This is a genomic window from Sphingomonas sp. Leaf38 (assembly GCF_001421825.1).
Classification (GTDB): Bacteria; Pseudomonadota; Alphaproteobacteria; order Sphingomonadales; family Sphingomonadaceae; genus Sphingomonas.
In genome coordinates, this window is sequence record NZ_LMLD01000011.1 from 699,423 (window position 1) to 724,540 (window position 25,118).

Below are 25,118 nucleotides of genomic sequence, written 5' to 3' on the forward strand. Positions count from 1 at the left end.
CGCCCTCCCCCGACCCCTCCCGAGCGGGAGGGGAGAAGGTAAAAAAATGAACGACCAGCTCACCCCCAAGGCAATCGTCGCCGCGCTCGACGCCCACATCATCGGCCAAGCCGCCGCCAAGCGCGCGGTCGCCGTCGCGATGCGCAACCGCTGGCGCCGCCAGCAACTTAGCGAGGACCTGCGCGACGAGGTCACGCCCAAGAACATCCTGATGATCGGACCGACCGGCTGCGGCAAGACCGAGATCAGCCGCCGCCTCGCCAAACTCGCCGACGCACCGTTCGTTAAGGTCGAGGCGACCAAGTTCACCGAGGTCGGCTATGTCGGCCGCGACGTCGAGCAGATCGCGCGCGACCTCGTCGAGGAAGCCATCCGCCTCGAAAAGGAACGCCGCCGCGTCGCGGTCAAGGACAAGGCCGAGGAGGCGGCGATGGGTCGCCTGCTCGACGCGCTGGTCGGCAAGGATTCGAGCACCGCGACGCGCGAAAGCTTCAAGCAGCGCTTTCTCGACGGCCATCTGAACAGTGCCGAGGTCGAGATCGAGGTCGAGCAGGCGCCGACCACGCCGTTCGAGATCCCCGGCGGCGCACCGCAGATGATCAACCTCGGCGAGATGATGAAGTCGTTCGGCGGCGGTCAGCAGTTGAAGCGCCGCAAGCTCACCGTCCACGCGGCGTGGGACAAGCTCGTCGAGGAAGAGGCCGACAAGCGGCTCGACCAGGACGAGGTCAGCCGCGCGGCGCTCGCCGATGCGGAGGCCAACGGCATCGTCTTCCTCGACGAGATCGACAAGATTGCGGTCGCCGATGGCCGGGGCGGTTCGATTAGCCGCGAGGGCGTCCAGCGCGACCTGCTGCCGCTGATCGAGGGCACGACCGTGGCCACCAAATACGGGCCGATGAAGACCGACCACATCCTCTTCATCGCGAGTGGCGCGTTCCACGTCGCCAAGCCGAGCGACCTGCTCCCCGAATTGCAGGGCCGCCTGCCGATCCGCGTCGAGCTGAAGGGCCTGACCGAGGCCGATTTCGTCGCGATCCTGTCGGATACCAAGGCGTCGCTGCCGCTCCAATACAAGGCGTTGATCGCGACCGAAGGCGTCGGCATCGAGTTCACCGAAGACGGCATCGCCGCGATCGCGCGCATCGCCGCCGAGGTGAATGCGGAGATCGAGAATATCGGCGCACGCCGCCTGCAGACGGTGATGGAAAAGCTGCTGGAGGAAGTGAGCTACAACGCCGAGGATCGCGGCGGCTCGAATCTGGTCATCGACGGCGCCTATGTCGACAGCCAGCTGAAGGAGATCGCGCGCAACACCGACCTAAGCCGCTTCGTGCTGTAATCTGGATACCTTCCGTTCGTGCTGAGCGAAGTCGAAGCACATGGGTCAAAGGCCCTTCGACTACGCTCAGGGCGAACGGGTGCGGGGATGTCATCAGGGAGACCAAAATGGACGTGACCGAAGCCATCGCCGCGCGCCGCTCCGTCCGAGGCTTTCTCGACACCCCCGTCGACCCGACCCTCCTCCACGAATTCGCGGTAAAGGCGTCCCGCGCCGCGACCGGCGGCAACCTCCAGCCCTGGCACATCGCAATCGTCCAGGGCGACGCAATGACCCGCCTCAAGGCGATCATGGCCGAAAAGCTCGCCACCGGCGTCAACGAAACCCCCGCCTATGACATCTACCCGAAAGACCTGACCGCCCCCTACCGCGACCGCCGCTTCGCGGTCGGCGAAGCGATGTACGCGCAGCTCGGCATCCCGCGCGAAGACAAGGCCGCGCGCCGAGACTGGTTCGCGCGCAACTTCGCCTTCTTCGGCGCGCCCGCGGCCTATTTCTGCACCGTCGACCGGCGGATGGGCCCACCGCAATGGTCCGATCTCGGCATGTACCTGCAAAACCTGATGCTGCTCGCGGTCGAAGCCGGCCTCGCCACCTGCGCGCAGGAATGCTGGGCGATGTACCCCGACACGCTCGGCGCGTTCCTCAATATCCCCGAAGACCGCATGCTCTTCTGCGGCATGGCGATCGGCTACGAGGACAAGTCGGCTCCCGCCAATGCCCTGCGCACCGATCGCGCGGCAGAGGCGGAGTGGTTGACGACGATCCGCTGATCCCTGCGGTCATCCCACAATAAAGCACCACCCCGGCGAAGGCCGGGGCCCAATTGGGGAGACCGGCGTAACTGGACGCGCGCTCAGTCGGAAGCGTGCGCCAATTGGGCCCCGGCCTCCGCCGGGGTGGTGGCGTTTGCGGCACTGTTCACCCGCGAAGGCGGGTGCCCAGACTAGGTCCCCGCCTTCGCGGGGAAACAAGAATCAGAGGATTACCGTCTTAGGCTTGGCGCCCTTGATCCCCGCAAGGATCATCGCCTCCCAGACTGCCGGATCACCCGCCGCGGCCATCGCCCGGTCGGGCTCGCGCAGCGTGCGCAGCACCGCGAGCGCGTCGGGAAGATAGTCCGCCCAGGCCGAATCGATCAGCTGCGACGCGGATTCGGCATCGCCGCCCGCATTCGCGCTGATCCGCTGGCCGGCCAGCACGCGCGCGATGCGCTCGGCGACCGGGGTAGTGGAAACGTCCATGAGCATTCTCCTCGCGGGCCGGTCTTACACCAAACCCGCGAGGCGATCGAATGCTTAGCGCGCGGAGCTCGGACCCGCGCCGCGACCCGCACCACGGCCGCCGCCGCCAGCCGGACGACCACCGCCACCCTGACCACCCGGACGACCACCGCCCTGCGGACGACCGCCGCCGCCGCCGCCCTGGCCGCCACGGCTGGCACCCGCATAGTTGCGCCCGGTGCTGCCGCCGGTTGCGCGCGGCGCATGAGTCGCACGCGGACGCGCCGGATCGCGCGGACGGTCGATCCGGACCTCGGGGTCCGCCCCCATCGTCTTGACGCGAGTCTGCTTGATCTGGTTCGACAGGTTGACGAAATCGTCCGGCAGCGCGCGGACGGTCACCTTCTGGCGCGTGATCCGCTCGATGTCGCGCAGATAGGCCTTCTCGTCATCCGCGCAGAACGCGACGGCGATGCCGCTCGCGCCCGCACGCGCGGTGCGGCCGATGCGGTGGACATATTGCTCGGCGACGTTGGGCAGCTCGAAGTTGATCACGTGGCTGACGCCCGAGACGTCGATGCCGCGTGCGGCGATGTCGGTCGCGATCAGGACCTTGACCTTGCCCTGCTTGAACTCGCCGAGGGCGCGCTCGCGCTGGCCCTGGCTCTTGTTGCCGTGGATCGCGTTCGAAGCGATGCCGTTGCCCGCGAGCAGCTTCACGACGCGGTCGGCGCCATGCTTGGTGCGCGTGAAGACGAGCGCACGGTCGATCGCGGGATCGCCCAGCGTGATCGTCAGCAGCGCCTGCTTTTCCGACTGGTTGCAGAAGGTGACATACTGGTCGACGCGCTCGGCGGTCGTCGCGGCGGGCTTCACCGACACGGTCTTCGGGTCGAGCAGGAACTGCGAGGCGAGATCACGGATCGCGACCGGCATCGTCGCCGAGAAGAACAGCGTCTGGCGCTTCTTCGGCAGCATGCGGACGATCTTCTTCAGCGCGTGGATGAAGCCCAAGTCCATCATCTGGTCGGCTTCGTCGAGCACGAGGATCTCGATCATCGACAGGTTGCAGAAGCCCTGCTCGATCAGGTCGATCAGGCGGCCCGGCGTGGCGACGAGGATGTCGACGCCGCGGCTGAGATCCTGGCGGTTCTTGTTGATGCTGGTGCCGCCGAACACGGTGGTCACCGACATCTTGCTGAACTGGCCGTAAGCGCGCGCGCTGTCGGCGATCTGGCTGGCGAGTTCGCGCGTCGGCGCGAGCACCAGCATGCGGCAATGCGTCGGCAGGACGCGCTTCTGGTTTTCGGTCAGCCGCTGGATCGAGGGCAGTACGAACGCGGCGGTCTTGCCGGTGCCGGTCTGCGCGATGCCGAGCAGATCGCCACCCTCGAGCAGGATCGGGATCGACTGCGCCTGGATCGGCGTCGGCTCGGTATAGCCCTTGGCTTCGAGCGCACGGACGAGCGGCTCGGCAAGGCCGAGGTTTGCAAATGACATGAATGGTCTCTCAATAGATGCCGGGCTCGCGAATCCACGAAGCGGACGCACGAGTGGCGGTGGTGTTTTGACACCCCGCGTGAAAAGGGAAGCCCGTTGGAAACGACCGAGGCGGAGCTAAGACCGTAAAGGTCCAATCACGCTGCATTACGCCTCGATAGCGGCCATCTGGCGTATCGGGCGCGAAAAGTCAACCTGCGCGGCGGTGGTCGGCCTCAGAGCCGCGTCTGTTTGAGGTGGAGATAGCGTTCGTTGAACTCGGCGGCATCGCGCAGGCCGGGCCAGTCGATCACACTGACCAGGCGCTTTTCCCGCGCGATGAACCCGGCCGCCTCCAGCGACTTCAGCACGCGATTGACGTGGACCGGAGTCAACCCGAGCGCATCGCCGAGCTGTTCCTGCGTCATCGGCAATTCATACGCCATGTCCGCGTCTGCCGATGTCCGGAACCGCACCGAAAACTCGCACAGCAGATGCGCGAGCCGCGATCGCGCATTGCGTCGCCCGATGTTCAACAGCCACTCGCGGTGAATCGACGACTCGATCAGTGCATCGATCCACAGCGCATGCCCCGCGACCGGGCAGTTTGCGATCAGCCCGTGCAGCGCGCTGATCGGAATTTCAGCGAATGTAAGCCTCGTCAGCGCCTGGATGTCGTGATCCGATTCCTCGAGGAACAGGTTCTGCAGATCGACGAACTCGCCCGGCATCACGATCGACACGATCTCGCGTTCGCCGTTCGGCGTCAGCTTCTGGCGATAGGCCAGGCCTTCGAGAATGAACGCGCATCGTGTCGGATGCTGGCCTTCGCGCAGCATATAGGTCGATGGGTCGATCGTCCGGAGCTTGAACGGCAGCGCTGAGACACAGGCGCGATCGTCCGCACTCATCGCCACGCGCGATGCGAACTTTCGAATCAACTGATCACTCACGGTGGAGATATCCACGTGCACGCTCCGCATCCCGGGCAGGAGCATCCCCTCGCTGTCACCGAGCGCACGGTAGCGCTTTAAGGAGGACTCGGCCTTATCCCAGGATTGAGCGCGCCGACAAAACCTATGTTATTTACGCGGATTATGCGCAACCGCTCGCGCATGTTGCACGCTTTGTTGCCCGCGCGTCAGGGCGTGCGATCGGCGGGAACGCTGGTCGTTACCGCGACATTGAGCAGAATTGTCCCCAGATGGTCGCGGACGGCGATATCGAGACGGCCGCCATCGCGGACGAGTCCGGGGTTTTCGCGCAGGTAATCGCCCGCGAAGATCACCGCTTGGACGCGCGCGTCGTCGGTCCCGGCAAGCTCGGTCCCCTCCTCGTCGACATAGTGCTCTCGGTTGTCGATATCGAAGAAGTATCTGGGCATGCTGGATATCCTCGATGCGGGGCATATCGAGCATACTGCCAAGCGGAACGTGCCGCTCTCACAAAAATCAGGTCCGGGGGCGTTCCGGAACAACCGGGCGCGCGGGCGATGTGCGCGCTCGACTTGCGCCGGGGCAAAGGCGTAGGAGTCGGAAAACACGAAGAGGATCCGCTCCATGAAACTGGCCAGCCTGAAGAATCCCGACGCCACCCGAGGACGAGACGGCACGCTCGTCGTCGTCTCGAACGATCTCGCCTGGTACGCCGACGCGCGCCATATCGCGCCGACGTTGCAGGCCGCGCTCGACGACTGGGACCGGGTGTCGGTCGATCTCAAGAACCTGTCGACCGATCTCGAGCACGAGATGATTCCGATGCGGCGCTTCCACGAGCATGATGCCGAGTCGCCGTTGCCGCGTGCCTATCAATGGGCCGACGGGTCGGCGTACGTGAACCACGTCGCGCTGGTGCGACAGGCGCGTGCGGCGGAGATGCCCGACAGTTTCTGGCACGATCCGTTGATGTATCAGGGCGGTTCCGACGGGTTCCTGGGACCACGCGATCCGATCCCGCTCGGCGACGAAGCGTGGGGTTGCGACATGGAAGGCGAGGTCGTCGTCGTCACCGGCGACGTGCCGATGGGCGCGTCGCGTGACGAGGCACTGGCCGCGATCCTGCTCGTCGGCCTCACCAACGACGTCTCGTTGCGCAACCTGATTCCGGGCGAGCTCGGCAAGGGCTTCGGCTTCTTCCAGTCCAAGCCTGCCAGCGCGTTCTCGCCCGTCTTCGTCACGCCCGATTCGCTCGGCGACTGGTGGCAGGGCGGCAAGCTGCACCGGAAACTGATGGTCGATCTCAATGGCGTCCCGCTCGGTCGCGCCGACGCCGGCGAGGACATGACGTTCGATTTCGGCACGTTGGTCGCGCACGCCGCCAAGACGCGCAAGCTCGGGGCGGGGACGATCGTCGGGTCGGGGACCGTGTCGAACCGGGGGCCCGATGGCGGCCCCGGCAAGTCGATCGCGGAGGGCGGCGTCGGCTATTCCTGCCTCGCAGAAGTCCGTACGATCGAGACGATCACCGGCGGCAAGCCGGTCACGCCGTTCCTCAAAAAGGGCGACGTCGTCCGCATCTGGGCGGAAGACGACAAACGCCACCCGATCTTCGGCGTGATCGAGCAGACCGTCGGCGGTTGACTCCAGCGGGGGGGAGAAAAAATCCGCGCGGCACATCGTGAATGCGCAACTCCCCCTCGCAATCTGCGTTGAAATTTAATAACAAGCCTCGGTAAGAGTGTTCCGCGGTCACAGCGGCCTCATGGAGATGGAATGACGATGGCAAGCGAGCACCCGCGCGCCAATTTGCAACCGCTCACGTTGCATATCCCCGAGCCCAAGTTCCGCCCCGGCGACGCGGTGGACTTCGCCGAAGTCGACGTGCCGCCCGCCGGCGAGGCGCGCCGGCCCGACACCGCGGACAAGGCGTCGGACTTTACCGATCTCGCCTACACGCTGGTCCGCGTCCTTGACGACGCCGGCAACGCGGTCGGCCCCTGGGATCCCAAGCTTTCGCCCGACGTGCTGCGCCGGATGCTGCGCAGCATGGCGCTGCTCCGCGCGTTCGACGAGCGCATGTTCCGCGCACAGCGGCAGGGCAAGACGAGCTTCTACATGAAGGCGCTGGGCGAGGAGGCGGTCGCGGTCGCGGCGGCCTATGCACTCGATTACGAGGACATGTGCTTCCCCTCCTATCGCCAGCAGGGGCTGCTGATCGCACGAGGCTGGAGCCTCGTCGACATGATGAACCAGATCTATTCGAACACCGCGGACAGGCTGGGCGGCAAGCAGCTGCCGATCATGTATTCGGTCAAGGAAGCCGGGTTCTTCTCGATCTCGGGCAACCTCACGACGCAATATCCGCAGGCCGTGGGCTGGGCGATGGCATCGGCGGCCAAGGGCGACACACGCATTGCCGCGACGTGGTGCGGCGAGGGCTCGACCGCAGAGGGCGACTTCCACTCGGCGTGCACCTTCGCGGCGGTCTACCGCGCGCCGGTGATCTTCAACGTCGTCAACAACCAGTGGGCGATCTCCAGCTTTTCGGGCTTCGCGGGCGCCGAGGCAACAACGTTCGCGGCGCGTGCGGTCGGCTACGGCATCGCTGGGCTCCGCGTCGACGGCAACGATGCGCTCGCAGTCTATGCGGCGACGCAGTGGGCCGCCGAACGCGCGCGGACCAATCAGGGCCCGACGCTGATCGAGCACTTCACCTACCGTGCGGAAGGCCATTCGACCTCGGACGATCCCGGCCAGTATCGCAGCGAGGGCGAGCCCAATGCCTGGCCGCTCGGCGATCCGATCAAGCGGTTGAAGGATCACCTGATCGCGATCGGCGAATGGGACGACGAGCGCCACGCCGCGCAGGACAAGGAACTCGCCGAGCAGGTGAAGGCCGCGCAGAAAGAGGCCGAGAAGAACGGCATCCTCGGCCACGGCCTGCACCAGCCGCTCGAATCGCTGTTCGACGGCGTGTTCGAGGAGCTGCCCTGGCATCTGAAGGAGCAGCGTCAGCAGATGCTCGACGAGGAATCCGCGTCCGGCCGCCCCTGGGATCGCAAGGCATGAGCGACATGATCGAAACACCCGTCTCGGACGCACCGGATATCGGCGGCGAAACCACCCGGATGAACATGATCCAGGCGATCAACTCCGCCATGGACATCATGATGACGCGCGATCCCGACGTGATCGTGATGGGCGAGGATGTCGGCTATTTCGGCGGCGTGTTCCGCGCGACCGCCGGGCTCCAGGCCAAGCACGGCAAGACGCGCGTGTTCGACACGCCGATCACCGAATGCGGGATCATCGGCGTCGCCGTCGGCATGGGCGCGTACGGCCTGCGCCCGGTGCCCGAGATCCAGTTCGCCGATTACATCTATCCCGCGCTCGACCAGCTCGTGTCCGAAGCCGCCCGGTTGCGCTATCGCTCGGCGGGCGAATTCACCTCGCCGATCACGGTGCGCTCCCCCTTCGGCGGCGGCATCTTCGGCGGGCAGACGCACAGCCAGAGCCCCGAGGGGCTTTTCACACACATGTCGGGGATCAAGACGGTGATCCCGTCGACGCCCTATGACGCGAAGGGCCTGCTGATCGCCGCGATCGAGGACAATGACCCGACGCTCTTCTTCGAGCCCAAGCGCATCTATAACGGCCCGTTCGACGGCTATTGGGATCGCCCGTCGCAGAACTGGTCGAAGCACCCGGCCGGCGAAGTCCCGACCGGTTACTACAAGATCGAGCTCGGCAAGGCGAAGATCGTCCGTGCGGGCGAAGCGCTGACGATCCTCGCTTACGGCACGATGGTCCATGTCTGCGCCGCCGTGGTCGCCGAGGCCGGTGTCGACGCGGAGATCGTCGACCTGCGCACGCTCGTGCCGCTCGACATCGAGACGATCGAGGCGTCGGTGAAGAAGACCGGGCGCTGCATGATCGTCCACGAGGCGACTCGCACGAGCGGGTTCGGCGCCGAACTGTCGGCGATCGTCCAGGAGCGCTGTTTCTACCATCTCGAGGCGCCGATCGAGCGCGTGACCGGGTTCGACACGCCGTACCCGCACAGCCTCGAATGGGCGTATTTCCCGGGGCCGGTTCGCATCGGCGAGGCCCTCAAGAAGATCATGAAGGACGCATAATGGCCCGCTTCACCTTCAAGCTGCCCGACATCGGCGAAGGCATCTCCGAGGCCGAGATCGTCGCCTGGCACGTCGCCATCGGCGACCGAGTCGAGGAGGATTCGCCGATCGCGGACATGATGACCGACAAGGCCACCGTCGAGATGGAGTCGCCCGTGACCGGCTTCGTCGTCGAACTCGCGGGCGAGGTCGGCGACCAGGTGTCGATCGGCGCCGCGCTGGTCGTGATCGAGACCGATGCGGTGGAAACCGGGGACGAAGTGGTCGCCGCGCCCTTGACGTCGGCGCAGGCCGAAACCGCAGAGCAATACGAAGCCGAGAACCCAGGCGTCGAAGAGGTAGTCGACGCACCAGCATCCCCCACCCCGGCGAAGGCCGGGGCCCAATTGGGGGACGCCGGTAACGAAGCGCAGTCCGACGTTACGACGACCTCTCCACTTGGACCCCGGCCTTCGCCGGGGGGGAGTGAGGGGCCGGTCGCCGTCGCCAAGGCGCACGCGCTCGCATCCCCCGCGGTCCGCGCCCGCGCGCGTGATCTCGGCATCGATCTCGCCTCGGTGAAGACCGACGCCGACCGCGTTCGCCACGCCGATCTCGACGCCTACCTCCGCTACGGCGCAGGCGAGGGCTATCACCCCCCGCATGCATCGCGCGCCCGCGAAGACCAGCCGATCAAGGTCATGGGCATGCGTCGCCGCATCGCCGAGAACATGGCCGCGTCGAAGCGCGCGATCCCGCACTTCACCTATGTCGACGAGATCGACGTCACCGCGCTCGAAGCGATGCGCGCCGACCTCAACGCCAACCGCGGCGGCCGCCCCAAGCTCACGATGCTGCCGCTGATGATCGTCGCAATCTGCAAGACGATCCCCGACTTCCCGATGCTCAACGCACGCTACGACGACGAAGCAGGCGTTGTCACGCGCCACGGCGCGATCCACCTCGGCATGGCCGCGCAGACCGACGCCGGCCTCACCGTCCCCGTCATCCGCGACGCACAGGACCGCAACGTCTGGCAGCTCGCGACCGAGATCACGCGCCTTGCCGAAGCCGCGCGTGCAGGCAAGCTCGCCCCCAGTGAGATGGGCGGCGGCACGATAACCGTCACCTCGCTCGGCCCCCTCGGCGGCATCGCGACCACCCCGGTCATCAACCGCCCCGAAGTCGCGATCATCGGCCCGAACAAGATCGTCGAACGCCCCGTCTTCCGTTCTGATGGAAGAGGGGGAGACGAGGTCGTCCGTGCCAAGCTGATGAATCTGTCGATCAGCTGCGACCACCGCGTCGTCGACGGCTGGGATGCGGCCAGCTTCGTCCAGGGGCTGAAGAAGTACCTCGAAACCCCCGTCCTGCTCTTTGCCGATTGAACGCGGGCGAAGCGCAGGCACCGCGGTGCGCTGACGATCGAAGGCCGGTTCGACGGGATGCTTCAGAGCATCGCGATCGTACCGGCCATCGCCCAGATCGCCGACCGCCTCAGTCGCGCGCCTTCTGCAACGCCCCCGCGATCCGCCGCGCGAGGCTTCTCGGGGTAAAGCGTATCCCCTCGGTCATCGCGACGTTGAGCAGGCCGGACACCTTCACCGCCCGGTTCGCGGCCAGCGCCGCCAGCCCGTCGCGCACCACCGCGTCCGGGTCGCTCGCCAGCCGTTCGAACAGCGCGGTGTCGCCCAGCCCGGCGATATCGGCGAACTCGGTACGCGTGGGGCCGGGGCACAAAGCGGCCACCCGCACGCCCTTGGCCTTCACCTCCTCGTGCAGCGCCTCGGAAAAGCTCAACACGAACGCCTTGCTCGCATAATAGACCGCCATCCACGGTCCGGGCTGGAACGACGCGACCGAGGCGAGGTTGAGGATCCCACCGGACCCGCGCGCGATCATCTGCGGCAGGACCGCATGCGAGAGCGCCACCAGCGCACGGCAATTGAGGTCGATCATCCCAAGCTGAAGCGCGCTGTCGAGGTCCGCAAAGTCCCCCCGCGCGCCGAACCCGGCATTGTTGATCAGCACGTCGACCGGGAGCGCGGCGGCCGCAATCGCCGCGACCAGCGTCGTCGGACCATCTAGGTCCGCAAGATCGGCGGCAAAGACATGCACCGTAACGCCGTGCGTCGTGCGCAGTTCGGTCGCCAGCGCCTCAAGCCGATCCACCCGCCGCGCGGTGAGGATGAGCCTGGTCCCCTCAGCGGCAAGCGCCCGCGCAAAGCCTTCGCCAAGCCCCGCCGATGCGCCGGTGATCAATGCCGTCGTCATAGCCACGCGTCCCCCGAGAGAATGCGCAAACCTGCCCCCGGCTCAAACCGTTGGCAATGCCCGCACGCCTATCTCCCTCTCTCATCGGGGAGAGGGAAGGGGCCCGCGGCGTCTTCGCCGCGGGAAGGGTGAGGGCACGCCCGGGCCGGGTCCGACCTCAAACGATCTCGAACAACCCCGCAGCCCCCATGCCGCCCGCGGTGCACATCGACACCACGACATAGCGCACGCCGCGCTTGCGCCCCTCGATCAGCGCATGCCCGACAAGCCGCGATCCGGTCATCCCGAACGGGTGCCCCACCGCGATCGCGCCGCCATTGACGTTGTACTTCTCCGGATCGATGCCGAGATGATCGCGGCAATACAGGCACTGCGACGCGAACGCCTCGTTCAGCTCCCACAGCCCGATATCGCCGACCGACAGTCCGGCGCGCTCGAGCAGTTTCGGGATCGCGAAGATCGGCCCGATCCCCATCTCCGCCGGGCTGCATCCCGCCGCCTGGAACCCGCGATAGATACCGAGGATGTCCTTGCCCTCGGCCTCGGCCGTCTTGCGATCCATCAGCAACTGCGCGGACGCGCCGTCAGACAACTGGCTGGCATTGCCCGCGGTCACGCTAGTGCCGGGGCCCGAAAACTCGCCGCCCGCCCACACCGTCTTCAGCCCGCGCAGCCCCTCCAGCGTCGTTCCCGCGCGGATGCCCTCGTCCTGCGACAGCGTGACGCTCTCGATTCCGGCATGATTGCCCTGCTTGTCGAACAGCGCCTTCTCGACGGTGATCGGCACGATCTCCTCGGCAAACGCGCCGCTCGCGAGGCCCGCCGCGGCGCGCTGCTGGCTCATTGCGGCATAGGCATCCTGCGCCTCGCGGCTGATGCCGTAGCGCTCGGCGACGATCTCCGCGGTCTCGATCATCGGGATATAGGCGGCCGGCTCCTTGGCGATCACGCTCGCATTGACGTAGCGCGGCGCGTCCTTCGTGACGGTGTAGCTGATCGACTCCATCCCGCCGGCGAGCGCGACATCGGCTTCGTCGCAGATGATCGTCCGCGCCGCCATCGCCACCGCGGTCAGCCCCGATCCACATTTCCGGTCGAGCGTGAACGCGGGGACCGATTGGGGCAGCCCGCCCGCGAAGATCGCCATGCGTCCTGCGTTACCGCCTTGCGTGCCCCACTGGTTGCCGATGCCCCAGAATACCTCGTCGATCCGCGCCGGATCCACCCCGGCGCGTTCGACGACCGCGTTCATCACATGCCCCGCCAGCACCGGAGCCTCGGTCGCGTTGAACGCCCCGCGATAGGCTTTGCCGATAGCGGTACGGGCGGTCGATACGATGGCGGCTTCACGCATGCTGGAACCTTTCGAGGATCGGGTATGCGGCCGATCTACCGAATTACCCGCACGACGCAAAGCCCGAAGGTCTTACTTCATCAGCACGAGTTCTTCCGCCATCGTCGGATGCAGCGCGACCGTCGCGTCGAAATCGGCCTTGGTCAGCCCCGCCTTCACCGCGATCGCGGCGGATTGCAGGATCTCGGGGCAGTCCGGCCCGATCATGTGGATACCCACGACCCGGTCGGTCTCGCCGTCGCAGATCATCTTGTAGAGCGATCGCTCGTTGCGCCCGGCGAGCACGTTCTTCATCGGCCGGAAGTCCGACGTGTAGACCTTCACCGACCCCAGCGCCTGCTTGGCCTGCGATTCGGTCATGCCGACACCGGCCATCGGCGGGTGGCTGAACACCGCGGCGGGAACGTTGGCGTAATCCACACGCGTCGGCTTGTTGCCGAAGAACGTGTCGGCGAACGCCTGGCCCTCGCGGATCGCGACCGGGGTCAGCTGGATACGGTTGGTGACGTCGCCGACCGCAAAGATGCTGTCGCAGCTCGACCGGTTGTCCGCGTCGACGACCACCGCGCCCGCCGCGTCGAGTTCGACGCCCGCGGTTTCTAACCCGAGGCCCTTGGTTTTCGGCAGGCGGCCGGTCGCGAACATCACGAGGTCGACGGTGATCGGCTCATGCCCGCTCATGCTGACGGTCAGGCAGCCGTCCTCGCCCTTATCGATGCCCTGGAACGCCGCGTTGAAGCGGAAGTCGATGCCCTTGCTCATCGAGATCTGGAGCAGCCGGTCGCGAATCGATTCGTCATAGCCGCGCAGGATCACGTCGGTGCGGTTGATCAGCGTGACGTGCGATCCGAACTGGTGGAAGATCCCGGCGAATTCGTTGGCGATATAGCCCGCGCCCGCGATCAGCACGCGCTTCGGAACGGCGTCGAGATGGAACACCTCGTTCGAGGTGATGCCGTGTTCTGAACCCGGGCAGTCGGGCACCAGCGGGTGCGCGCCGACCGCGATCAGGATCTTCGCCGCGGTCTTCTTGCTGCCGTCGGCAAGCGTGACTTCGTTGGGGCCGGAGACGACCGCGCGCTGATGGATGATGTCGACGTGATTATTCTCGAGCGTGGTCGTGTAGGCGCCGTTGATCCGGTCGACCTCCTCCAGAACGTTGTCGCGCAGCACGCGCCAGTCGAACGCGCAATCGTCGGGCACCTGCCAGCCGAAGCGCTTGGCGTCCTTCAGATCCTCGGCGAAATGCGCGCCGTAGATCAGCAGCTTCTTGGGCACGCAGCCCCGAATGACGCAGGTCCCGCCGACGCGATATTCTTCGGCGACCGCGACGCGTGCACCGTGCGCGGCGGCGACGCGCGACGCGCGCGTCCCGCCCGAGCCGGCGCCGATGACGAAGAGGTCATAGTCGAATTGGGTATCGGTCACGGGCTATCCTTGTACGTCGCGCGCCGCGCTGCGGCTTTGAGTGCCATCTGGGGCAGGGGGCGCGAGGCGACAACCCCGGCGCGGCGATCAGGCTGATCGACCGACTCTATCGCTGACCCGCTCTGCGCATTGGCATCGCGTCGATCGTCTGCTCGAGCAGGGCGGTGGGGAAGGGGTGCGTGCTACGCAGTTTCTCGCCGCCGTCCTTGCCGATCAGGATCGCGGTGAAGGTCGCGGGAAGGCGGAATTTGCGACGCAGAGAAGGGGCGGTGTCGCCGGCACCGCGGACCTGATCGCCTACGACCTCGACGATGGTGAGGTCGCGCTCGTCGCCTTTCGCGCTCCAGCTGCCAAGGATGCGGCGCTGTGCGGCAAGCATTGGGTCATGCGCGGAGGGTGCCGCGACGATCAACACCCGCCGCTCCCAGCGCATCTGCGCGAGGGTGGGAGAGGCGGCGAGCGCGGCGGCTAGGAGGATGGGCATTCAGGCGTAACGCGGGAGGTGCGCGCGCGCTCCCTCTTCTACCACCCCGGCGAAGGCCGGGGCCCAATTGGGAAGGCGGTCGTTTGGGAAACCACGGTTCGCCCAATTGGGCCCCGGCCTACGCCGGGGTGGCGGAGTTGGGGCTTGGGGGAAGCACGTTCCCCCAACCTCCACTTACCCAAACGCGCGCGCGATCAGATCATCCGTCGAAGGATCGAACGTCTGCCCGCCCTTCTCCGCCGCCTTCGCCATCTCCTTGCCCAGCTCCACCCCGAACTGGTCGAACGAGTTGATCCCCAGCAGCACGCCGTTTACGAACACCCGGTGCTCGTAAAACGCGATCAGCGCGCCCAGCGTGCGCGCATCGAGATCGTCGAGCAGCAGCGTCGACGACGGCCGGTCGCCCGAATAGCTGCGCGCCGGATCCTCGACCTGCTTGCCCGCCATCAACGCCGCACCCTGTGCGAACGCGTTGAGCAACAGCGCCTTGTGATGCTCCTCGGGCAGCGTGTCGCCGGCCTCGATCGACGCGACGAATTCGACCGGCACGAGGTGCGTGCCCTGGTGGAGCAGCTGGAACACCGCATGCTGCGCCTCGGTGCCGACCCCGCCCCAGGTGATCGCCGCCGACGGCCGCCCCAGCGGCTCGCCATCCGCGGTCACCGACTTGCCGTTCGACTCCATCTCCAGCTGCTGGAGATAGCTCGGCAGCAGCCGCAACCGCTCGTCATAGGCAAACGTCGCGCGCGTCTCGGCATGCCGGATCTGCGTGTAATAGAGATCAGCAAACGCGGCGAGCGCCGGCGCATTCTCGTGCAGCGCGGCGAGGCGGAAATGGCGATCCATCTCGGCCGCCCCCTCGAGCAGCTCCTCGAACCGGTCCCAGCCGAGCGCGATCGCAGCCGGGAACCCGATCGTCGACCACAGCGAATAGCGCCCGCCGACGCTCTCGGCGAACGGCAGGATGCGCGTCTCGTCGACGCCCCATTCCATCGCCTTTTCGGGCGCCGCGGTCAGCGCGATAACGCGGCCATACGGATCCTCGACATTATGCTCGGTCATCCACTGCAGCACGCTCTCGGCGTTCATCAGCGTCTCGGTGGTGGTGAAGGTCTTCGATGCGACCACCAGCAGCGTCGCCGCCGGATCGAACTTGGCGAACACGTCCTCCAGCGCGACGCCATCGACATTGGCGACGATCCCGACATCGTAGCGCTTGTCGTCACGCCCGAGCGAGTCGACCAGCAACTGCGGCCCCAGCGCCGACCCGCCGATCCCGACGTGCAGGATATGCCGCACCGGCCCCAGCGCATCCGCCTCGATCGCGTCGATCAGCGTCCGCATGCGCTGGTGGCTCGCTTGCGCGATCGCAACGCTCTCGGGCTTGCCCTCGCCGCGCTCGGCAGTGTGCTCGACCGCGCGGCCCTCGGTGACGTTGACGACTTCGCCCGAGAACAGCGCCTGGCGCTTGCCGGCCAGATCCTGCGCCTTGGCCATCTGCTCGAACGCCGCGACCATGTCGGTCGTCAGATGCGTCTTCGACCAGTCGAAATGGATGCCCGCGACGTCGAGGCTCAGCTTCGAGAGACGCTCCGAATCCTGTGCAAACAGGTCGGTCAGCGTGGTGGCGGGCAGGGCTTCGATCTTGGACCAGTCGGCGGTCATGCTACTTCTCCGAATAGACGTGCGCGCCGGTCATGCTGCAAGCGCGAGACCGCGACAACGGTCTTTCGGCGTTCGGTATCCTCCGCACGCTTGACGACGCGCGCGGTCTGCGCAAACCCGCCGCCATGGCAAATGACACGAAGACCAAACCGGCGCGGTCCGAGACTGCAGAGACGTTCCGCTTCCTGCTGAAGCTGGCGGTGGTCGTGCTGATCCTGCGCAGTTTCATCTTCGCGCCGTTCAGCATCCCGTCCGAATCGATGCTGCCCCGCCTGCTGATCGGCGACTATCTCTTCGTTTCGAAATGGAACTACGGCTATTCGCGCTGGTCGCTGCCCGGGGGCGTTCCGCTGATCCCCGGCCGCATCCTCGGCAGCACGCCGACGCGCGGCGACGTCGTCGTCTTCCGCGCGCCCGAAGTGCTCGATCACGACGTCATCAAGCGCGTCATCGGCCTGCCCGGCGAGACCGTCCAGATGCGGCAGGGCGTCGTCTACCTCAACGGCAAGGCGATCGCGAAACAGCGCATCGCTGACTTCACGATCCCGCTGACCGCCAATTTCGACGCCGAGAAATGCGGCGCGCCGTTCGTCGACGTCGTCGCCAACGTCCAGATCTGCCGCTACCCCCGCTTCCGCGAAACGCTGCCGAATGGTCGCAGCTACGAAGTGCTCGACCAGGCCGAACTCCCCGACCGCGACGACACCGGGCTCTACACGATCCCCGCGGGCCACATCTTCGTGATGGGCGACAACCGCGACGACAGCGGCGACAGTCGCTTCCCCGCGCCGGGCGGCATGGGTTACGTCCCGCTCGAGAATGTCGAGGGCAAGGCGGTCGTCAACTTCTTCTCGACCGACGGCAATGCCGAATGGCTCAAGCCCTGGACCTGGGTCAGCGCCGCGCGCTGGAGCCGCATCGGGGAAGGCTTTTGAGCGACCTCGCCGGCTGGCTGAAGACGCTCTTCGGCCGCACACCGACCAACCTCGCCCCCTATGAGCGCGCGCTGACGCATGGCAGCCAGGCCGCGGCGAACTACGAACGACTCGAATTCCTCGGCGACCGCGTCCTCGGCCTGATCATCGCCGAGTGGTTGTACGAACTGTTCGCCACGGATCCCGAAGGCTCGCTATCGAAGCGTCTCAACGCGTTGGTCACCGGCCCGGTCTGCGCCGACGTCGCCCGCGAACTCGGCGTCCGCGCGCATCTCAAACTCGGCAAGCAGGCGCGCGACGACGGCGCCAGCGACAGCGACAACGTGCTCGGCGACGTGATGGAGGCGCTGATCGGCGCCTGGTATCAGGAAGCCGGCCTCGACGCGGCGCGCGCCTTCGTCCGCGGCGCGTGGGGCGACCGCGTCCAGGCCGGCGCCAAGGCCCCGCAGCACCCCAAGTCCGCGCTCCAGGAATGGGCCGCCGCGCATAACCGCAAGCCCCCCGAATACACCGTCGTCGAGCGCTCCGGCCCCGGCCACGCGCCCAAATTCACGATCCTCGTCTCGATCGGCAAGCTCGCCGAGGCGACCGCCATGGGATCGAGCAAGCAGGAAGCCGAAACCGCGGCGGCCAAGGCGTTGCTGGAGAAGCTCAGTTAGAAAGAGTTTTGCTCGCGCGGAGGCGCGGAGGACGCGGAGGTGCTGCGAATGAGGCTCGCTCCCACTACGATCACGCACCGCCGAATAACTCGGCGTCTTGTCGGGCGCGACCTTGCCCCGACCACACCACCTCCGCGCTCTCTGCGCCTCCGCGCGAACAAAACTCCCTTTCTCGACGTATCCACGACGCGATGACGGACAGCCGTTTTCCCTGTACAGGTGCAACCAACACCAGTTCGAAAAGAGCATATGTGACTGAAACGAATACCACGCCCGATACCAAGCCCAAGCATTGCGGCCTAGTCGCCATCGTCGGCGCCCCGAACGCCGGCAAGTCGACGCTCGTCAACGCGCTCGTCGGCCAGAAGGTCGCGATCGTCAGCCCCAAGGCGCAGACCACGCGCGCCAAGCTGATGGGCGTCGCGATCGAAGGCGACACGCAGATCCTGCTCGTCGACACCCCCGGCATCTTCGAGCCCAAGCGCCGCTTCGACCGCGCGATGGTCGCCGCCGCCTGGGGCGGCGCGGAAGGGTCCGACATCATCGCGCTGGTGGTCGACGCCAAGGGCGGGATCGGCGGCAAGGTCACGACCATCGTCGAGTCGCTGGTCGGCCGCACCGAGCCGATCTGGCTGATCCTCAACAAGGTCGATCTCGCCGACAAGACCAAGCTGCTGATCCACGCCGAAAAGCTCAACGCGCTGCTCCCCTTCGCCGAGACGTTCTTCATCAGCGCCGGCACCGGCGACGGCCTCGCGCACTTCAAGACGCAGCTCGCCAAGGCGATGCCCGAAGGCCCGTGGCATTATCCCGAAGACCAGGTCTCCGACTCGACCGAGCGCGCACTCGCGTCCGAAGTCACGCGCGAGCAGCTCTATCTCCAGCTCCACGCCGAGCTCCCTTATGCGAGCACGATCGAGACCGAGCAGTATATCGAGCGCCAGGACGGGTCGTTGGAGATCCACCAGCAGATCCTCGTTGAACGCCCGACGCAGCGCGCGATCGTGCTCGGCAAGGGCGGCGTCCGGATCAAGGAAATCGGTGCCCGCTCGCGCATCGAACTCGCCAGCATCACCGGCAAACCCGTCCATCTGTACCTGCACGTAAAGGTGAAGCCCGGCTGGGACGAAGACCGCGAAGTCTACCGCGACATGGGCCTAGACTGGGTCGACTGACCCCCGTCCAGAAGACTGATCCCCCGCGAAGGCGGGGGCCCAGCCTGGACTCCCGCCTTCGCGGGAGAACAGATCTTTTGCCGTTCACGAGGGGCACTGAAGTCGCCAACCCACCACCACCCCGGCGAAGGCCGGGGCCCAATTGGGGAGACATCCGTAACGGCGGCGGGCGCCTCGTTATTGGGACCTCTCCAATTGGGCCCCGGCCTTCGCCAGGGGGATTACAACCCTTCAGCCCAGCAGCTCGTCCACCCACGCCGGCACCAGCACCCCGGCAGTCCCGATTCGCGTCTCCTCGAAGAACACGCTCCCCATCGAAGGATCGAGGTTCAGCTCGAGCGTCCTTGCCCCATGATACGCCGCGGTCTGCACGAACCCCGCCGCCGGATACACCGCGCCCGAAGTCCCCACCGAAACGAACAGGTCGGCCTTCGCCAACGCCGCCTCGATCCGCTCCATCTGGTACGGCATCTCGCCAAAGAACACGATATCGGGCCGAAGCGCCGCCGCGCCGCAAGCGCCACACACCGACCCCTCAGGCAAAGCGCCAGCCCAGGCCTCCCGCGTTCCACACGCCGCACACAGTGCCGACAACAGCTCGCCGTGCATGTGCAGCATCCGCGACGCACCCGCCCGCTCGTGCAGGTCATCGACATTCTGCGTGACGATCAGCAGCTCGCCCTCCCAAGCCGCATCCAGCCGCGCCAGCGCGTGGTGCGCGGCGTTTGGCTCGACCGTCGCCAGAGCCGCGCGCCGCAGATCGTAGAACCGGTGCACCAGTTCAGCATCCGTCGCGAGCGCCTCGGGTGTACACACGTCCTCGACCCGGTGGCCCTCCCACAAGCCGCCCGGCCCGCGAAACGTCGCGATCCCGCTCTCCGCCGAAATGCCCGCGCCCGTCAGGACGACGATGTTGCTGATATCCTGCATCGGCACATTCTAGGCGGGGCAGCGACGCGCGGAAAGTCGAAGTCGGCCTGCCGCTGGCGAAACGGCCTCACAATCGCTTGCTGACGCCATCCACTGCCATGCGACCGATTGCCCCTTTTGGCGTTGAGGTGCATCGACCATATCACGACGGCCGCTCGCGAAGCGATCTCTGGGGCCGTCTCGGCGCTACGCTTTGATAGTATGAAGGATTTACTGCGATGTTGACGAAAAAGCTGATGCTGCTGAGCGGCGTGGTCGTGGTCCTAGGCGGCTGCGGTCAGACGACTCCGACGGATTTCAGCACCTCGACCGCCAACATCGCCATGGCCAACACCAGCGCTGCGGCGAGCGCGACCCCCGCCGTCACCCGCGTTCGCGGCGTGATCACCGCGATCGGCGCCGACACGCTGACCGTCCAGACCTATGACGGCAAGTCGGCTACCGTGCCGCTCGACGCCAACACCAAGTTCGCCTGGGTCGTGAAGTCCGACCTGTCGACGCTCAAGGACGGCGATTTTATCGGTACGGCGACGACCGGCCCCGACGACGCGTTGCGCGCGGTCGAACTGGTCATCTTCCCAGAGGCGATGCGCGGCACGGGTGAGGGTCATTATCCTTGGGACGTCCCCGGCGCGGTGGCGGCTGCAGGCGGCGGCTCGAACGGGTCGAGTGCGATGACCAACGGCACCGTCGACGCGCAAAGCGCGATGACCAACGGTACCGTCGACGCGCAAAGCGGGATGACCAACGGTACCGTCGACGCGCAAAGCGGGATGACCAACGGCACCGTGACCGGTGGCGCAGGCAAGTCCGGCGAGACCAAGCTGAGCATCTCGTACAAGGGCGGCAAGGCGCAGGTCGTCGTGCCCGTCGGCACGCCGATCGTCCGGTTCGAGCCGGCCGAGCGATCGGTCCTTGCAAAGGGCCAGAAGCTGTTCGCGATCACCTCGGCCGGCGCGTCGGGGGCAAGGTCCGTCGCGGTCGGCAAGGATGGCCTGACTCCGCCGATGTAATCCGGATCGGCCGCCGTGCTGGTGCGCGGCGGCCCGTGCGATGTGCGACAGGAGGGGCAGGGCCGCTGCTCCTGCCATGCGGTTGTTGGAGCGCCCCCCGTCTTCATAAATCCCACGATCGCCGCTAAGACGCCTGCAACCCTGTATCCGTAAAGGCGCTGCATGACCGTCATCACCGAAGCCGACCTGATCGAAAGCGTCGCCGACGCGCTCCAGTTCATCAGCTACTACCACCCGATGGATTACATCCGCGCGCTCGGCGTCGCGTACGAGGCCGAGCAGAGCCCCGCCGCCAAGGATGCGATCGCGCAGATCCTCACCAACAGCCGGATGTGCGCGGAGGGTCACCGCCCGATCTGCCAGGATACCGGCATCGTCACGATCTTCGTCAAATGGGGCCAGGACTGCCGTCTCGACTCGACCCGCAGCTTGCAGGAGGTCGTCGATGAAGGCGTGCGCAAGGCGTATCTTAACCCCGAGAACAAGCTGCGCGCGTCGATCCTCGCCGATCCCGCCTTCACTCGCCGGAACACCAAGGACAACACGCCGAGCGTGATGCATGTCGAGATGGTGCCCGGCAACACCGTCTCGATCGACGTCGCGGCCAAGGGCGGCGGCAGCGAGAACAAGTCGAAGTTCAAGATGATGAACCCGAGCGATTCGATCGTCGACTGGGTGCTCGAGATGATCCCGCAGATGGGCGCGGGCTGGTGCCCGCCCGGCATGCTCGGCATCGGCATCGGCGGCACCGCGGAGAAGTCGATGCTGCTCGCCAAGGAATCGCTGATGGGCGCGATCGACATGGCGCAGCTGAAGGCGCGCGGGCCGAAGAACGACATCGAGGCGCTCCGCATCGAGATCTACGACAAGGTCAACGCGCTCGGCATCGGCGCGCAGGGGCTGGGCGGGCTTTCCACCATTCTCGACGTCAAGATCTTCGATTGGCCGACGCATGCCGCGTCGAAGCCGGTCGCGATGATCCCGAACTGCGCCGCCACGCGCCACGCGCATTTCGTGCTCGACGGCTCGGGCCCGGTCTATCTCGAAGCGCCCAAGCTCGAGGAATGGCCGGATGTGAACTGGACGCCCGACAAGGCGGCGATCCGCGTCGATCTCGACACGCTGACGCCCGAGGTCGTGCAGACGTGGAAGCATGGCGACCGCCTGCTGCTCAACGGCAAGATGCTCACCGGCCGCGACGCCGCGCACAAGCGGATCGCCGACATGCTGGCGAAGGGCGAACCGCTCCCCGTCGATTTCCGCGGTCGCGTGATCTATTATGTGGGGCCAGTCGATCCGGTCGGCACCGAGGTGGTCGGCCCCGCAGGCCCCACGACGGCGACGCGGATGGACAAGTTCACGCGCATGATGCTCGACCAGGGTTTGCTCGCGATGGTCGGCAAGGCCGAGCGCGGCGCGGATGCGACCAAGGCGATCGCCGAGCGCAAGTCGGCCTATCTGATGGCGGTCGGCGGCGCGGCCTATCTCGTCGCGCGCGCGATCAAGGGATCGAAGGTCGTCGGCTTCGAGGATCTCGGCATGGAGGCGATCTACGAATTCGAGGTCGCCGATTTCCCGGTGACGGTCGCGGTCGATTCGGCGGGCGAGAACGTCCACCAGCTCGCCCCGCTCGTCTGGCGCGAGAAGATCGCACGCGAGGGGCTGCTCGCTCCCGCATGACCACGCGCGCGGGCAGGAGGCGGGTCGGCCCCGTCGGATGGACGATCGGCGTCCTCCTCCTGCTCGCGCTCATGCTGGCCTATGCGCCGCAGGTCCTGGCGTTTCCGTTCAGCCAGCGGGTCGGCGACGTTACCGTCTATGCCGAGCGCCCGATCGACGCGCGGATCGTCGACGACCTTGCGCGCGCGGAAACGCTGTTGCGATCGAGCCCGATCTACACGGGGCCGGTGCACCGGTCGCTGTTCCTGACGAACGGCGGCTGGCGCTGGCGCGTGCTCGCCATCCAGTCGCCGCACGCCTTCGCGTTTCGTCGACCGTTCGGGTCGGCGATCGTCTTCAACCGGAGCGATATCGCCGCCGACCGCGTGACGACCGATCGCGACGTCGGCAACACGCGCACGCTGTCGGGCGTGATCGCGCACGAGACGACGCACATCATGATCGCCGACCACCTCGGCGAACTGCGCGCAGCGACCCTCCCGACCTGGGTCGTGGAAGGCTATGCCGATCATGTCGCCGCCGAAGGCAGCCTCACCGACGCCGAAGCCGGGCGTCTGCGCGGGACCGATCCCGGGGCATCGGCCTTGGCCTATCACGATGCCCGTCGCCGCGTCGCGACGGTGCTGGCGGAACATGGCGGATCGGTCGACGCGCTGTTTGCGCAGCGCTGAGCCGGGGCTCCCGTACGGCAACGCAGCGGAACGGGGCAGGCGTTCTACCGTTGGTGAATGGAACCCATCGGAGTTGCGTATCATGAAAACCGCCATCGTTCTTGCCGCCGCGCTCAGCCTGACAACCGGCGCCGCCGCGCAGACGGCCGCATCCCAGGCCGCCGCACCGCAGACGGAGCAGACCACGCAGGGTGGTTTCGGCGGGCTCGGCGGATTGGGTGGCCTGCTCGGTGGCGGGTTGCCCAACGTCGGGTCGGTCGGGGCCGGCAATGCGGCGGGCCTGCTCGGCTATTGCCTCAAGAACAAGCTGCTCGGGCAGGGCGGCATGCTCGGTGGATTGACCGGCAGCCAGACCGGCACACAGGCGACGCCGCAGGCCAGCGGCGCGCAGTCGATCCTGCAACGGCTGACCGGGCGACGGGATGTCCAGACCTCGCCCGGCTATGCCGCGGGGCAGGCGGGGCAGGTCCAGGCTGGCAACGGCCAGACGCTGTCGCTCGGCAATCTCGGCGGTCAGGTGAAGACGCAGCTCTGCAACGTCGTGCTCAAGCGCGCGAAGGCGTTCCTGTGAGGCGGTTCGTGAGGCGAGGCGGGAAGCCCTGCCTCTTCCTCCCGTCATCCTGACGAAAGTCAGGATCCAGGGTTATGAAGCGCGCCCTTGATGACTCTGGATCCTGACTTTCGTCAGGATGACGGAGAGTGTGGGGCGGTAGCTGTGCCTTCGAAAATCACTAGCGCCATTCGCGCTCGCACCACCCACAACAAACCACCCCAAAATGAAAAGAGGCCGCCGGCGCGTCTCCCGACGAACCGACAGCCTCCTGACATGGTCAGCGGCCGGAGAGCTCCAGCCCGGAGGACCATGCGTACCGCCTATCCTATGGCTCACGTGTTGACTGGGAGAGGATACTCCCCACGCAAACCGGCGGACTTAGCGGTGCGTCCCCCGAACGAACCGAACCGAACTCACTGCTGAACCATGAGACATCGGATCACCTCCTTTCGCTTGTGGAAAAAACGCGGCCAAGCCTGACCGCACCGCCAATGTGTGCCGGACGGGGATGCGATACAAGCCTTGTTTTACAGAAGTTTTCAGCCGATCCTTCCTGGCTGTCGCTTCGTCGATTTCAGCCGCGGCAATCCTCGGTCACGCGCTCGATCTCGGCCCAGGCGGGCACCACCAGCGGCGGCTGCCCGGCCTGCTGGACCACGAACCGCCCGCGACTGAACCCCATCGCCTCCAGCAGCGAATCGTTCGGCATCAGCGCGGCGGCGACATAGGCCGGGGTGCTGCCCGTCGGCTGGACCGATACGGCGCGCGTCACGCTTGACGTCCGGATCGTCAGCGGCGTCGCCGTGCTGCCCGCGCGCGACAGATAGATTTGCCGCGCGCCGGTATCGCACCGGACCGTCAGCGCGGCGTCGGCATTCGCCGGCCCGAACAACGCGATCGAGCCGCGCGCGTCGCGACGATATACCCAGGTCCCCGGCGAATACGGCCAGTCGCGCCAGTCGGCGGCGATCGGCACGGGGCGCGGGGCCGGGGCGGGGGCCGGAGCCGCCTCCGTACGCGGCGGCGGTGCCTCGGCGCGCGGCGGCGGGACGCAGCCGGCGATCGATGCGAGCGTCGCCAGACCGGCTAGTCGCGCCAGGACGATGGGGCTGGCAAGCGATCGCAAGCCGACGGAACAGGGGGACTGGGTACGCATTGCATCGCTATGCGGCACGCCCGGCGGCGGCTCAAGCGCGACGA

Annotated in this window: 24 protein-coding genes; 13 read left to right on the plus strand and 11 right to left on the minus strand. The window is 66.6% G+C overall.

The window, feature by feature from the left end; translation table 11 throughout:
- The first annotated feature begins 46 nt into the window (after nucleotides 1-46).
- Entirely contained in the window at nucleotides 47-1,342 is a 1,296-nt protein-coding gene (hslU, locus tag ASE88_RS10590; protein WP_055873449.1) for an ATP-dependent protease ATPase subunit HslU, read from the plus strand.
- Between the two features lie 107 nt (nucleotides 1,343-1,449).
- Nucleotides 1,450-2,115: a nitroreductase gene (locus tag ASE88_RS10595; RefSeq protein ID WP_056478001.1), complete on the plus strand. Its 666-nt coding sequence runs from the start codon at nucleotides 1,450-1,452 to the stop codon at nucleotides 2,113-2,115.
- A gap of 204 nt (nucleotides 2,116-2,319) precedes the next feature.
- Here ASE88_RS10595 and ASE88_RS10600 read toward each other — a convergent pair whose 3' ends face one another.
- From ASE88_RS10600 to ASE88_RS10615, 4 genes are all read right to left on the minus strand, one after another.
- Entirely contained in the window at nucleotides 2,320-2,586 is a 267-nt protein-coding gene (locus tag ASE88_RS10600) for a hypothetical protein (protein WP_056478003.1), read from the minus strand.
- Between the two features lie 54 nt (nucleotides 2,587-2,640).
- Nucleotides 2,641-4,065: a DEAD/DEAH box helicase gene (locus tag ASE88_RS10605; RefSeq protein WP_055873441.1), complete on the minus strand. Its 1,425-nt coding sequence runs from the start codon at nucleotides 4,063-4,065 to the stop codon at nucleotides 2,641-2,643.
- A gap of 215 nt (nucleotides 4,066-4,280) precedes the next feature.
- A complete protein-coding gene (locus ASE88_RS10610) occupies nucleotides 4,281-5,012 on the minus strand; it encodes a Crp/Fnr family transcriptional regulator (RefSeq protein ID WP_235527904.1) in 732 nt (243 codons plus the stop codon).
- Nucleotides 5,013-5,185: 173 nt separating this feature from the next.
- The gene (locus tag ASE88_RS10615; protein ID WP_055873435.1) at nucleotides 5,186-5,428 is read right to left on the minus strand and encodes a DUF6894 family protein; all 243 of its coding nucleotides are present in this window, start codon (nucleotides 5,426-5,428) and stop codon (nucleotides 5,186-5,188) included.
- A 175-nt stretch (nucleotides 5,429-5,603) separates the two neighbouring features.
- On the opposite strand from ASE88_RS10615, the gene ASE88_RS10620 reads away from it, so the two are divergent.
- From ASE88_RS10620 to ASE88_RS10635, 4 genes are all read left to right on the plus strand, one after another.
- Nucleotides 5,604-6,623 (plus strand): fumarylacetoacetate hydrolase family protein, encoded by a 1,020-nt coding sequence (locus ASE88_RS10620; RefSeq protein WP_056478005.1) that lies wholly within the window; start codon nucleotides 5,604-5,606, stop codon nucleotides 6,621-6,623.
- Between the two features lie 138 nt (nucleotides 6,624-6,761).
- Nucleotides 6,762-8,051 carry a thiamine pyrophosphate-dependent enzyme gene (locus ASE88_RS10625; RefSeq protein ID WP_056479376.1) on the plus strand — a complete coding sequence of 430 codons (1,290 nt, stop codon included), beginning with the start codon at nucleotides 6,762-6,764 and terminating at the stop codon, nucleotides 8,049-8,051.
- Between the two features lie 59 nt (nucleotides 8,052-8,110).
- Complete coding sequence (locus tag ASE88_RS10630) at nucleotides 8,111-9,118, plus strand: alpha-ketoacid dehydrogenase subunit beta (RefSeq protein ID WP_056479379.1); 1,008 nt, start codon at nucleotides 8,111-8,113, stop codon at nucleotides 9,116-9,118.
- Nucleotides 9,118-10,485, plus strand: a complete 1,368-nt coding sequence (locus ASE88_RS10635; RefSeq protein WP_056478007.1) for a dihydrolipoamide acetyltransferase family protein — start codon at nucleotides 9,118-9,120, stop codon at nucleotides 10,483-10,485. The genes ASE88_RS10630 and ASE88_RS10635 overlap by 1 nt, the downstream gene beginning before the upstream one ends.
- Before the next feature lie 109 nt (nucleotides 10,486-10,594).
- Here the strand turns inward: ASE88_RS10635 and ASE88_RS10640 are convergent, their stop codons facing one another.
- The 5 genes from ASE88_RS10640 to pgi form a co-directional block, all read right to left on the minus strand.
- Nucleotides 10,595-11,371, minus strand: coding sequence for an SDR family NAD(P)-dependent oxidoreductase (locus tag ASE88_RS10640; protein ID WP_056478009.1), 777 nt, complete (start codon nucleotides 11,369-11,371; stop codon nucleotides 10,595-10,597).
- Between the two features lie 157 nt (nucleotides 11,372-11,528).
- Entirely contained in the window at nucleotides 11,529-12,725 is a 1,197-nt protein-coding gene (locus ASE88_RS10645; protein WP_056478011.1) for a thiolase family protein, read from the minus strand.
- 72 nt (nucleotides 12,726-12,797) lie between these two features.
- Entirely contained in the window at nucleotides 12,798-14,153 is a 1,356-nt protein-coding gene (gene gorA / locus ASE88_RS10650) for a glutathione-disulfide reductase (RefSeq protein ID WP_056478013.1), read from the minus strand.
- 106 nt (nucleotides 14,154-14,259) lie between these two features.
- On the minus strand, nucleotides 14,260-14,637 hold the full coding sequence (locus tag ASE88_RS10655; protein ID WP_055873419.1) for a DUF4174 domain-containing protein: 378 nt from the start codon (nucleotides 14,635-14,637) through the stop codon (nucleotides 14,260-14,262).
- A 174-nt stretch (nucleotides 14,638-14,811) separates the two neighbouring features.
- Complete coding sequence (gene pgi / locus ASE88_RS10660) at nucleotides 14,812-16,302, minus strand: glucose-6-phosphate isomerase (RefSeq protein WP_056478015.1); 1,491 nt, start codon at nucleotides 16,300-16,302, stop codon at nucleotides 14,812-14,814.
- Between the two features lie 125 nt (nucleotides 16,303-16,427).
- Between pgi and lepB the strand changes: the two genes are divergently transcribed.
- The 3 genes from lepB to era all read left to right on the plus strand — a co-directional run bounded on the left by lepB (nucleotide 16,428) and on the right by era (nucleotide 19,071).
- Complete coding sequence (gene lepB, locus ASE88_RS10665; protein WP_056479382.1) at nucleotides 16,428-17,237, plus strand: signal peptidase I; 810 nt, start codon at nucleotides 16,428-16,430, stop codon at nucleotides 17,235-17,237.
- A complete protein-coding gene (gene rnc, locus ASE88_RS10670) occupies nucleotides 17,192-17,896 on the plus strand; it encodes a ribonuclease III (protein WP_414893888.1) in 705 nt (234 codons plus the stop codon). The genes lepB and rnc overlap by 46 nt, the downstream gene beginning before the upstream one ends.
- Before the next feature lie 251 nt (nucleotides 17,897-18,147).
- A complete protein-coding gene (gene era, locus ASE88_RS10675) occupies nucleotides 18,148-19,071 on the plus strand; it encodes a GTPase Era (RefSeq protein ID WP_055873410.1) in 924 nt (307 codons plus the stop codon).
- A gap of 231 nt (nucleotides 19,072-19,302) precedes the next feature.
- Here the strand turns inward: era and ASE88_RS10680 are convergent, their stop codons facing one another.
- The gene (locus ASE88_RS10680; RefSeq protein WP_056478019.1) at nucleotides 19,303-20,001 is read right to left on the minus strand and encodes an NAD-dependent deacylase; all 699 of its coding nucleotides are present in this window, start codon (nucleotides 19,999-20,001) and stop codon (nucleotides 19,303-19,305) included.
- A 218-nt stretch (nucleotides 20,002-20,219) separates the two neighbouring features.
- On the opposite strand from ASE88_RS10680, the gene ASE88_RS10685 reads away from it, so the two are divergent.
- From ASE88_RS10685 to ASE88_RS10700, 4 genes are all read left to right on the plus strand, one after another.
- Nucleotides 20,220-21,014, plus strand: a complete 795-nt coding sequence (locus ASE88_RS10685; protein WP_056478021.1) for a hypothetical protein — start codon at nucleotides 20,220-20,222, stop codon at nucleotides 21,012-21,014.
- 162 nt (nucleotides 21,015-21,176) lie between these two features.
- A complete protein-coding gene (locus ASE88_RS10690; protein WP_056478023.1) occupies nucleotides 21,177-22,694 on the plus strand; it encodes a fumarate hydratase in 1,518 nt (505 codons plus the stop codon).
- Entirely contained in the window at nucleotides 22,691-23,365 is a 675-nt protein-coding gene (locus ASE88_RS19120) for a hypothetical protein (protein ID WP_056478025.1), read from the plus strand. Before ASE88_RS10690 ends, ASE88_RS19120 begins: the two co-directional genes overlap by 4 nt.
- Nucleotides 23,366-23,447: 82 nt before the next feature.
- Nucleotides 23,448-23,936 carry a DUF2501 domain-containing protein gene (locus ASE88_RS10700; RefSeq protein WP_055873396.1) on the plus strand — a complete coding sequence of 163 codons (489 nt, stop codon included), beginning with the start codon at nucleotides 23,448-23,450 and terminating at the stop codon, nucleotides 23,934-23,936.
- Nucleotides 23,937-24,492: 556 nt separating this feature from the next.
- Here the strand turns inward: ASE88_RS10700 and ASE88_RS10705 are convergent.
- On the minus strand, nucleotides 24,493-25,074 hold the full coding sequence (locus ASE88_RS10705; RefSeq protein ID WP_235527905.1) for a hypothetical protein: 582 nt from the start codon (nucleotides 25,072-25,074) through the stop codon (nucleotides 24,493-24,495).
- Nucleotides 25,075-25,118 lie beyond the last annotated feature (44 nt).

Bases quoted from the DNA above. Each gene is read 5' to 3' on its own strand.
- ASE88_RS10605 (WP_055873441.1), bottom strand. From the start codon at position 4,065: ATGTCATTTGCAAACCTCGGCCTTGCCGAGCCGCTCGTCCGTGCGCTC.
- ASE88_RS10690 (WP_056478023.1), top strand. From the start codon at position 21,177: ATGACCGTCATCACCGAAGCCGACCTGATCGAAAGCGTCGCCGACGCG.
- ASE88_RS10625 (WP_056479376.1), top strand. From the start codon at position 6,762: ATGGCAAGCGAGCACCCGCGCGCCAATTTGCAACCGCTCACGTTGCAT.
- pgi (WP_056478015.1), bottom strand. From the start codon at position 16,302: ATGACCGCCGACTGGTCCAAGATCGAAGCCCTGCCCGCCACCACGCTG.
- ASE88_RS10700 (WP_055873396.1), top strand. From the start codon at position 23,448: ATGAAAACCGCCATCGTTCTTGCCGCCGCGCTCAGCCTGACAACCGGC.
- ASE88_RS10685 (WP_056478021.1), top strand. From the start codon at position 20,220: ATGTTGACGAAAAAGCTGATGCTGCTGAGCGGCGTGGTCGTGGTCCTA.
- ASE88_RS10705 (WP_235527905.1), bottom strand. From the start codon at position 25,074: ATGCGTACCCAGTCCCCCTGTTCCGTCGGCTTGCGATCGCTTGCCAGC.
- ASE88_RS10595 (WP_056478001.1), top strand. From the start codon at position 1,450: ATGGACGTGACCGAAGCCATCGCCGCGCGCCGCTCCGTCCGAGGCTTT.
- ASE88_RS10680 (WP_056478019.1), bottom strand. From the start codon at position 20,001: ATGCAGGATATCAGCAACATCGTCGTCCTGACGGGCGCGGGCATTTCG.
- ASE88_RS19120 (WP_056478025.1), top strand. From the start codon at position 22,691: ATGACCACGCGCGCGGGCAGGAGGCGGGTCGGCCCCGTCGGATGGACG.
- lepB (WP_056479382.1), top strand. From the start codon at position 16,428: ATGGCAAATGACACGAAGACCAAACCGGCGCGGTCCGAGACTGCAGAG.
- ASE88_RS10635 (WP_056478007.1), top strand. From the start codon at position 9,118: ATGGCCCGCTTCACCTTCAAGCTGCCCGACATCGGCGAAGGCATCTCC.
- hslU (WP_055873449.1), top strand. From the start codon at position 47: ATGAACGACCAGCTCACCCCCAAGGCAATCGTCGCCGCGCTCGACGCC.
- ASE88_RS10600 (WP_056478003.1), bottom strand. From the start codon at position 2,586: ATGGACGTTTCCACTACCCCGGTCGCCGAGCGCATCGCGCGCGTGCTG.
- ASE88_RS10630 (WP_056479379.1), top strand. From the start codon at position 8,111: ATGAACATGATCCAGGCGATCAACTCCGCCATGGACATCATGATGACG.
- ASE88_RS10655 (WP_055873419.1), bottom strand. From the start codon at position 14,637: ATGCCCATCCTCCTAGCCGCCGCGCTCGCCGCCTCTCCCACCCTCGCG.
- ASE88_RS10615 (WP_055873435.1), bottom strand. From the start codon at position 5,428: ATGCCCAGATACTTCTTCGATATCGACAACCGAGAGCACTATGTCGAC.
- ASE88_RS10640 (WP_056478009.1), bottom strand. From the start codon at position 11,371: ATGACGACGGCATTGATCACCGGCGCATCGGCGGGGCTTGGCGAAGGC.
- ASE88_RS10645 (WP_056478011.1), bottom strand. From the start codon at position 12,725: ATGCGTGAAGCCGCCATCGTATCGACCGCCCGTACCGCTATCGGCAAA.
- ASE88_RS10620 (WP_056478005.1), top strand. From the start codon at position 5,604: ATGAAACTGGCCAGCCTGAAGAATCCCGACGCCACCCGAGGACGAGAC.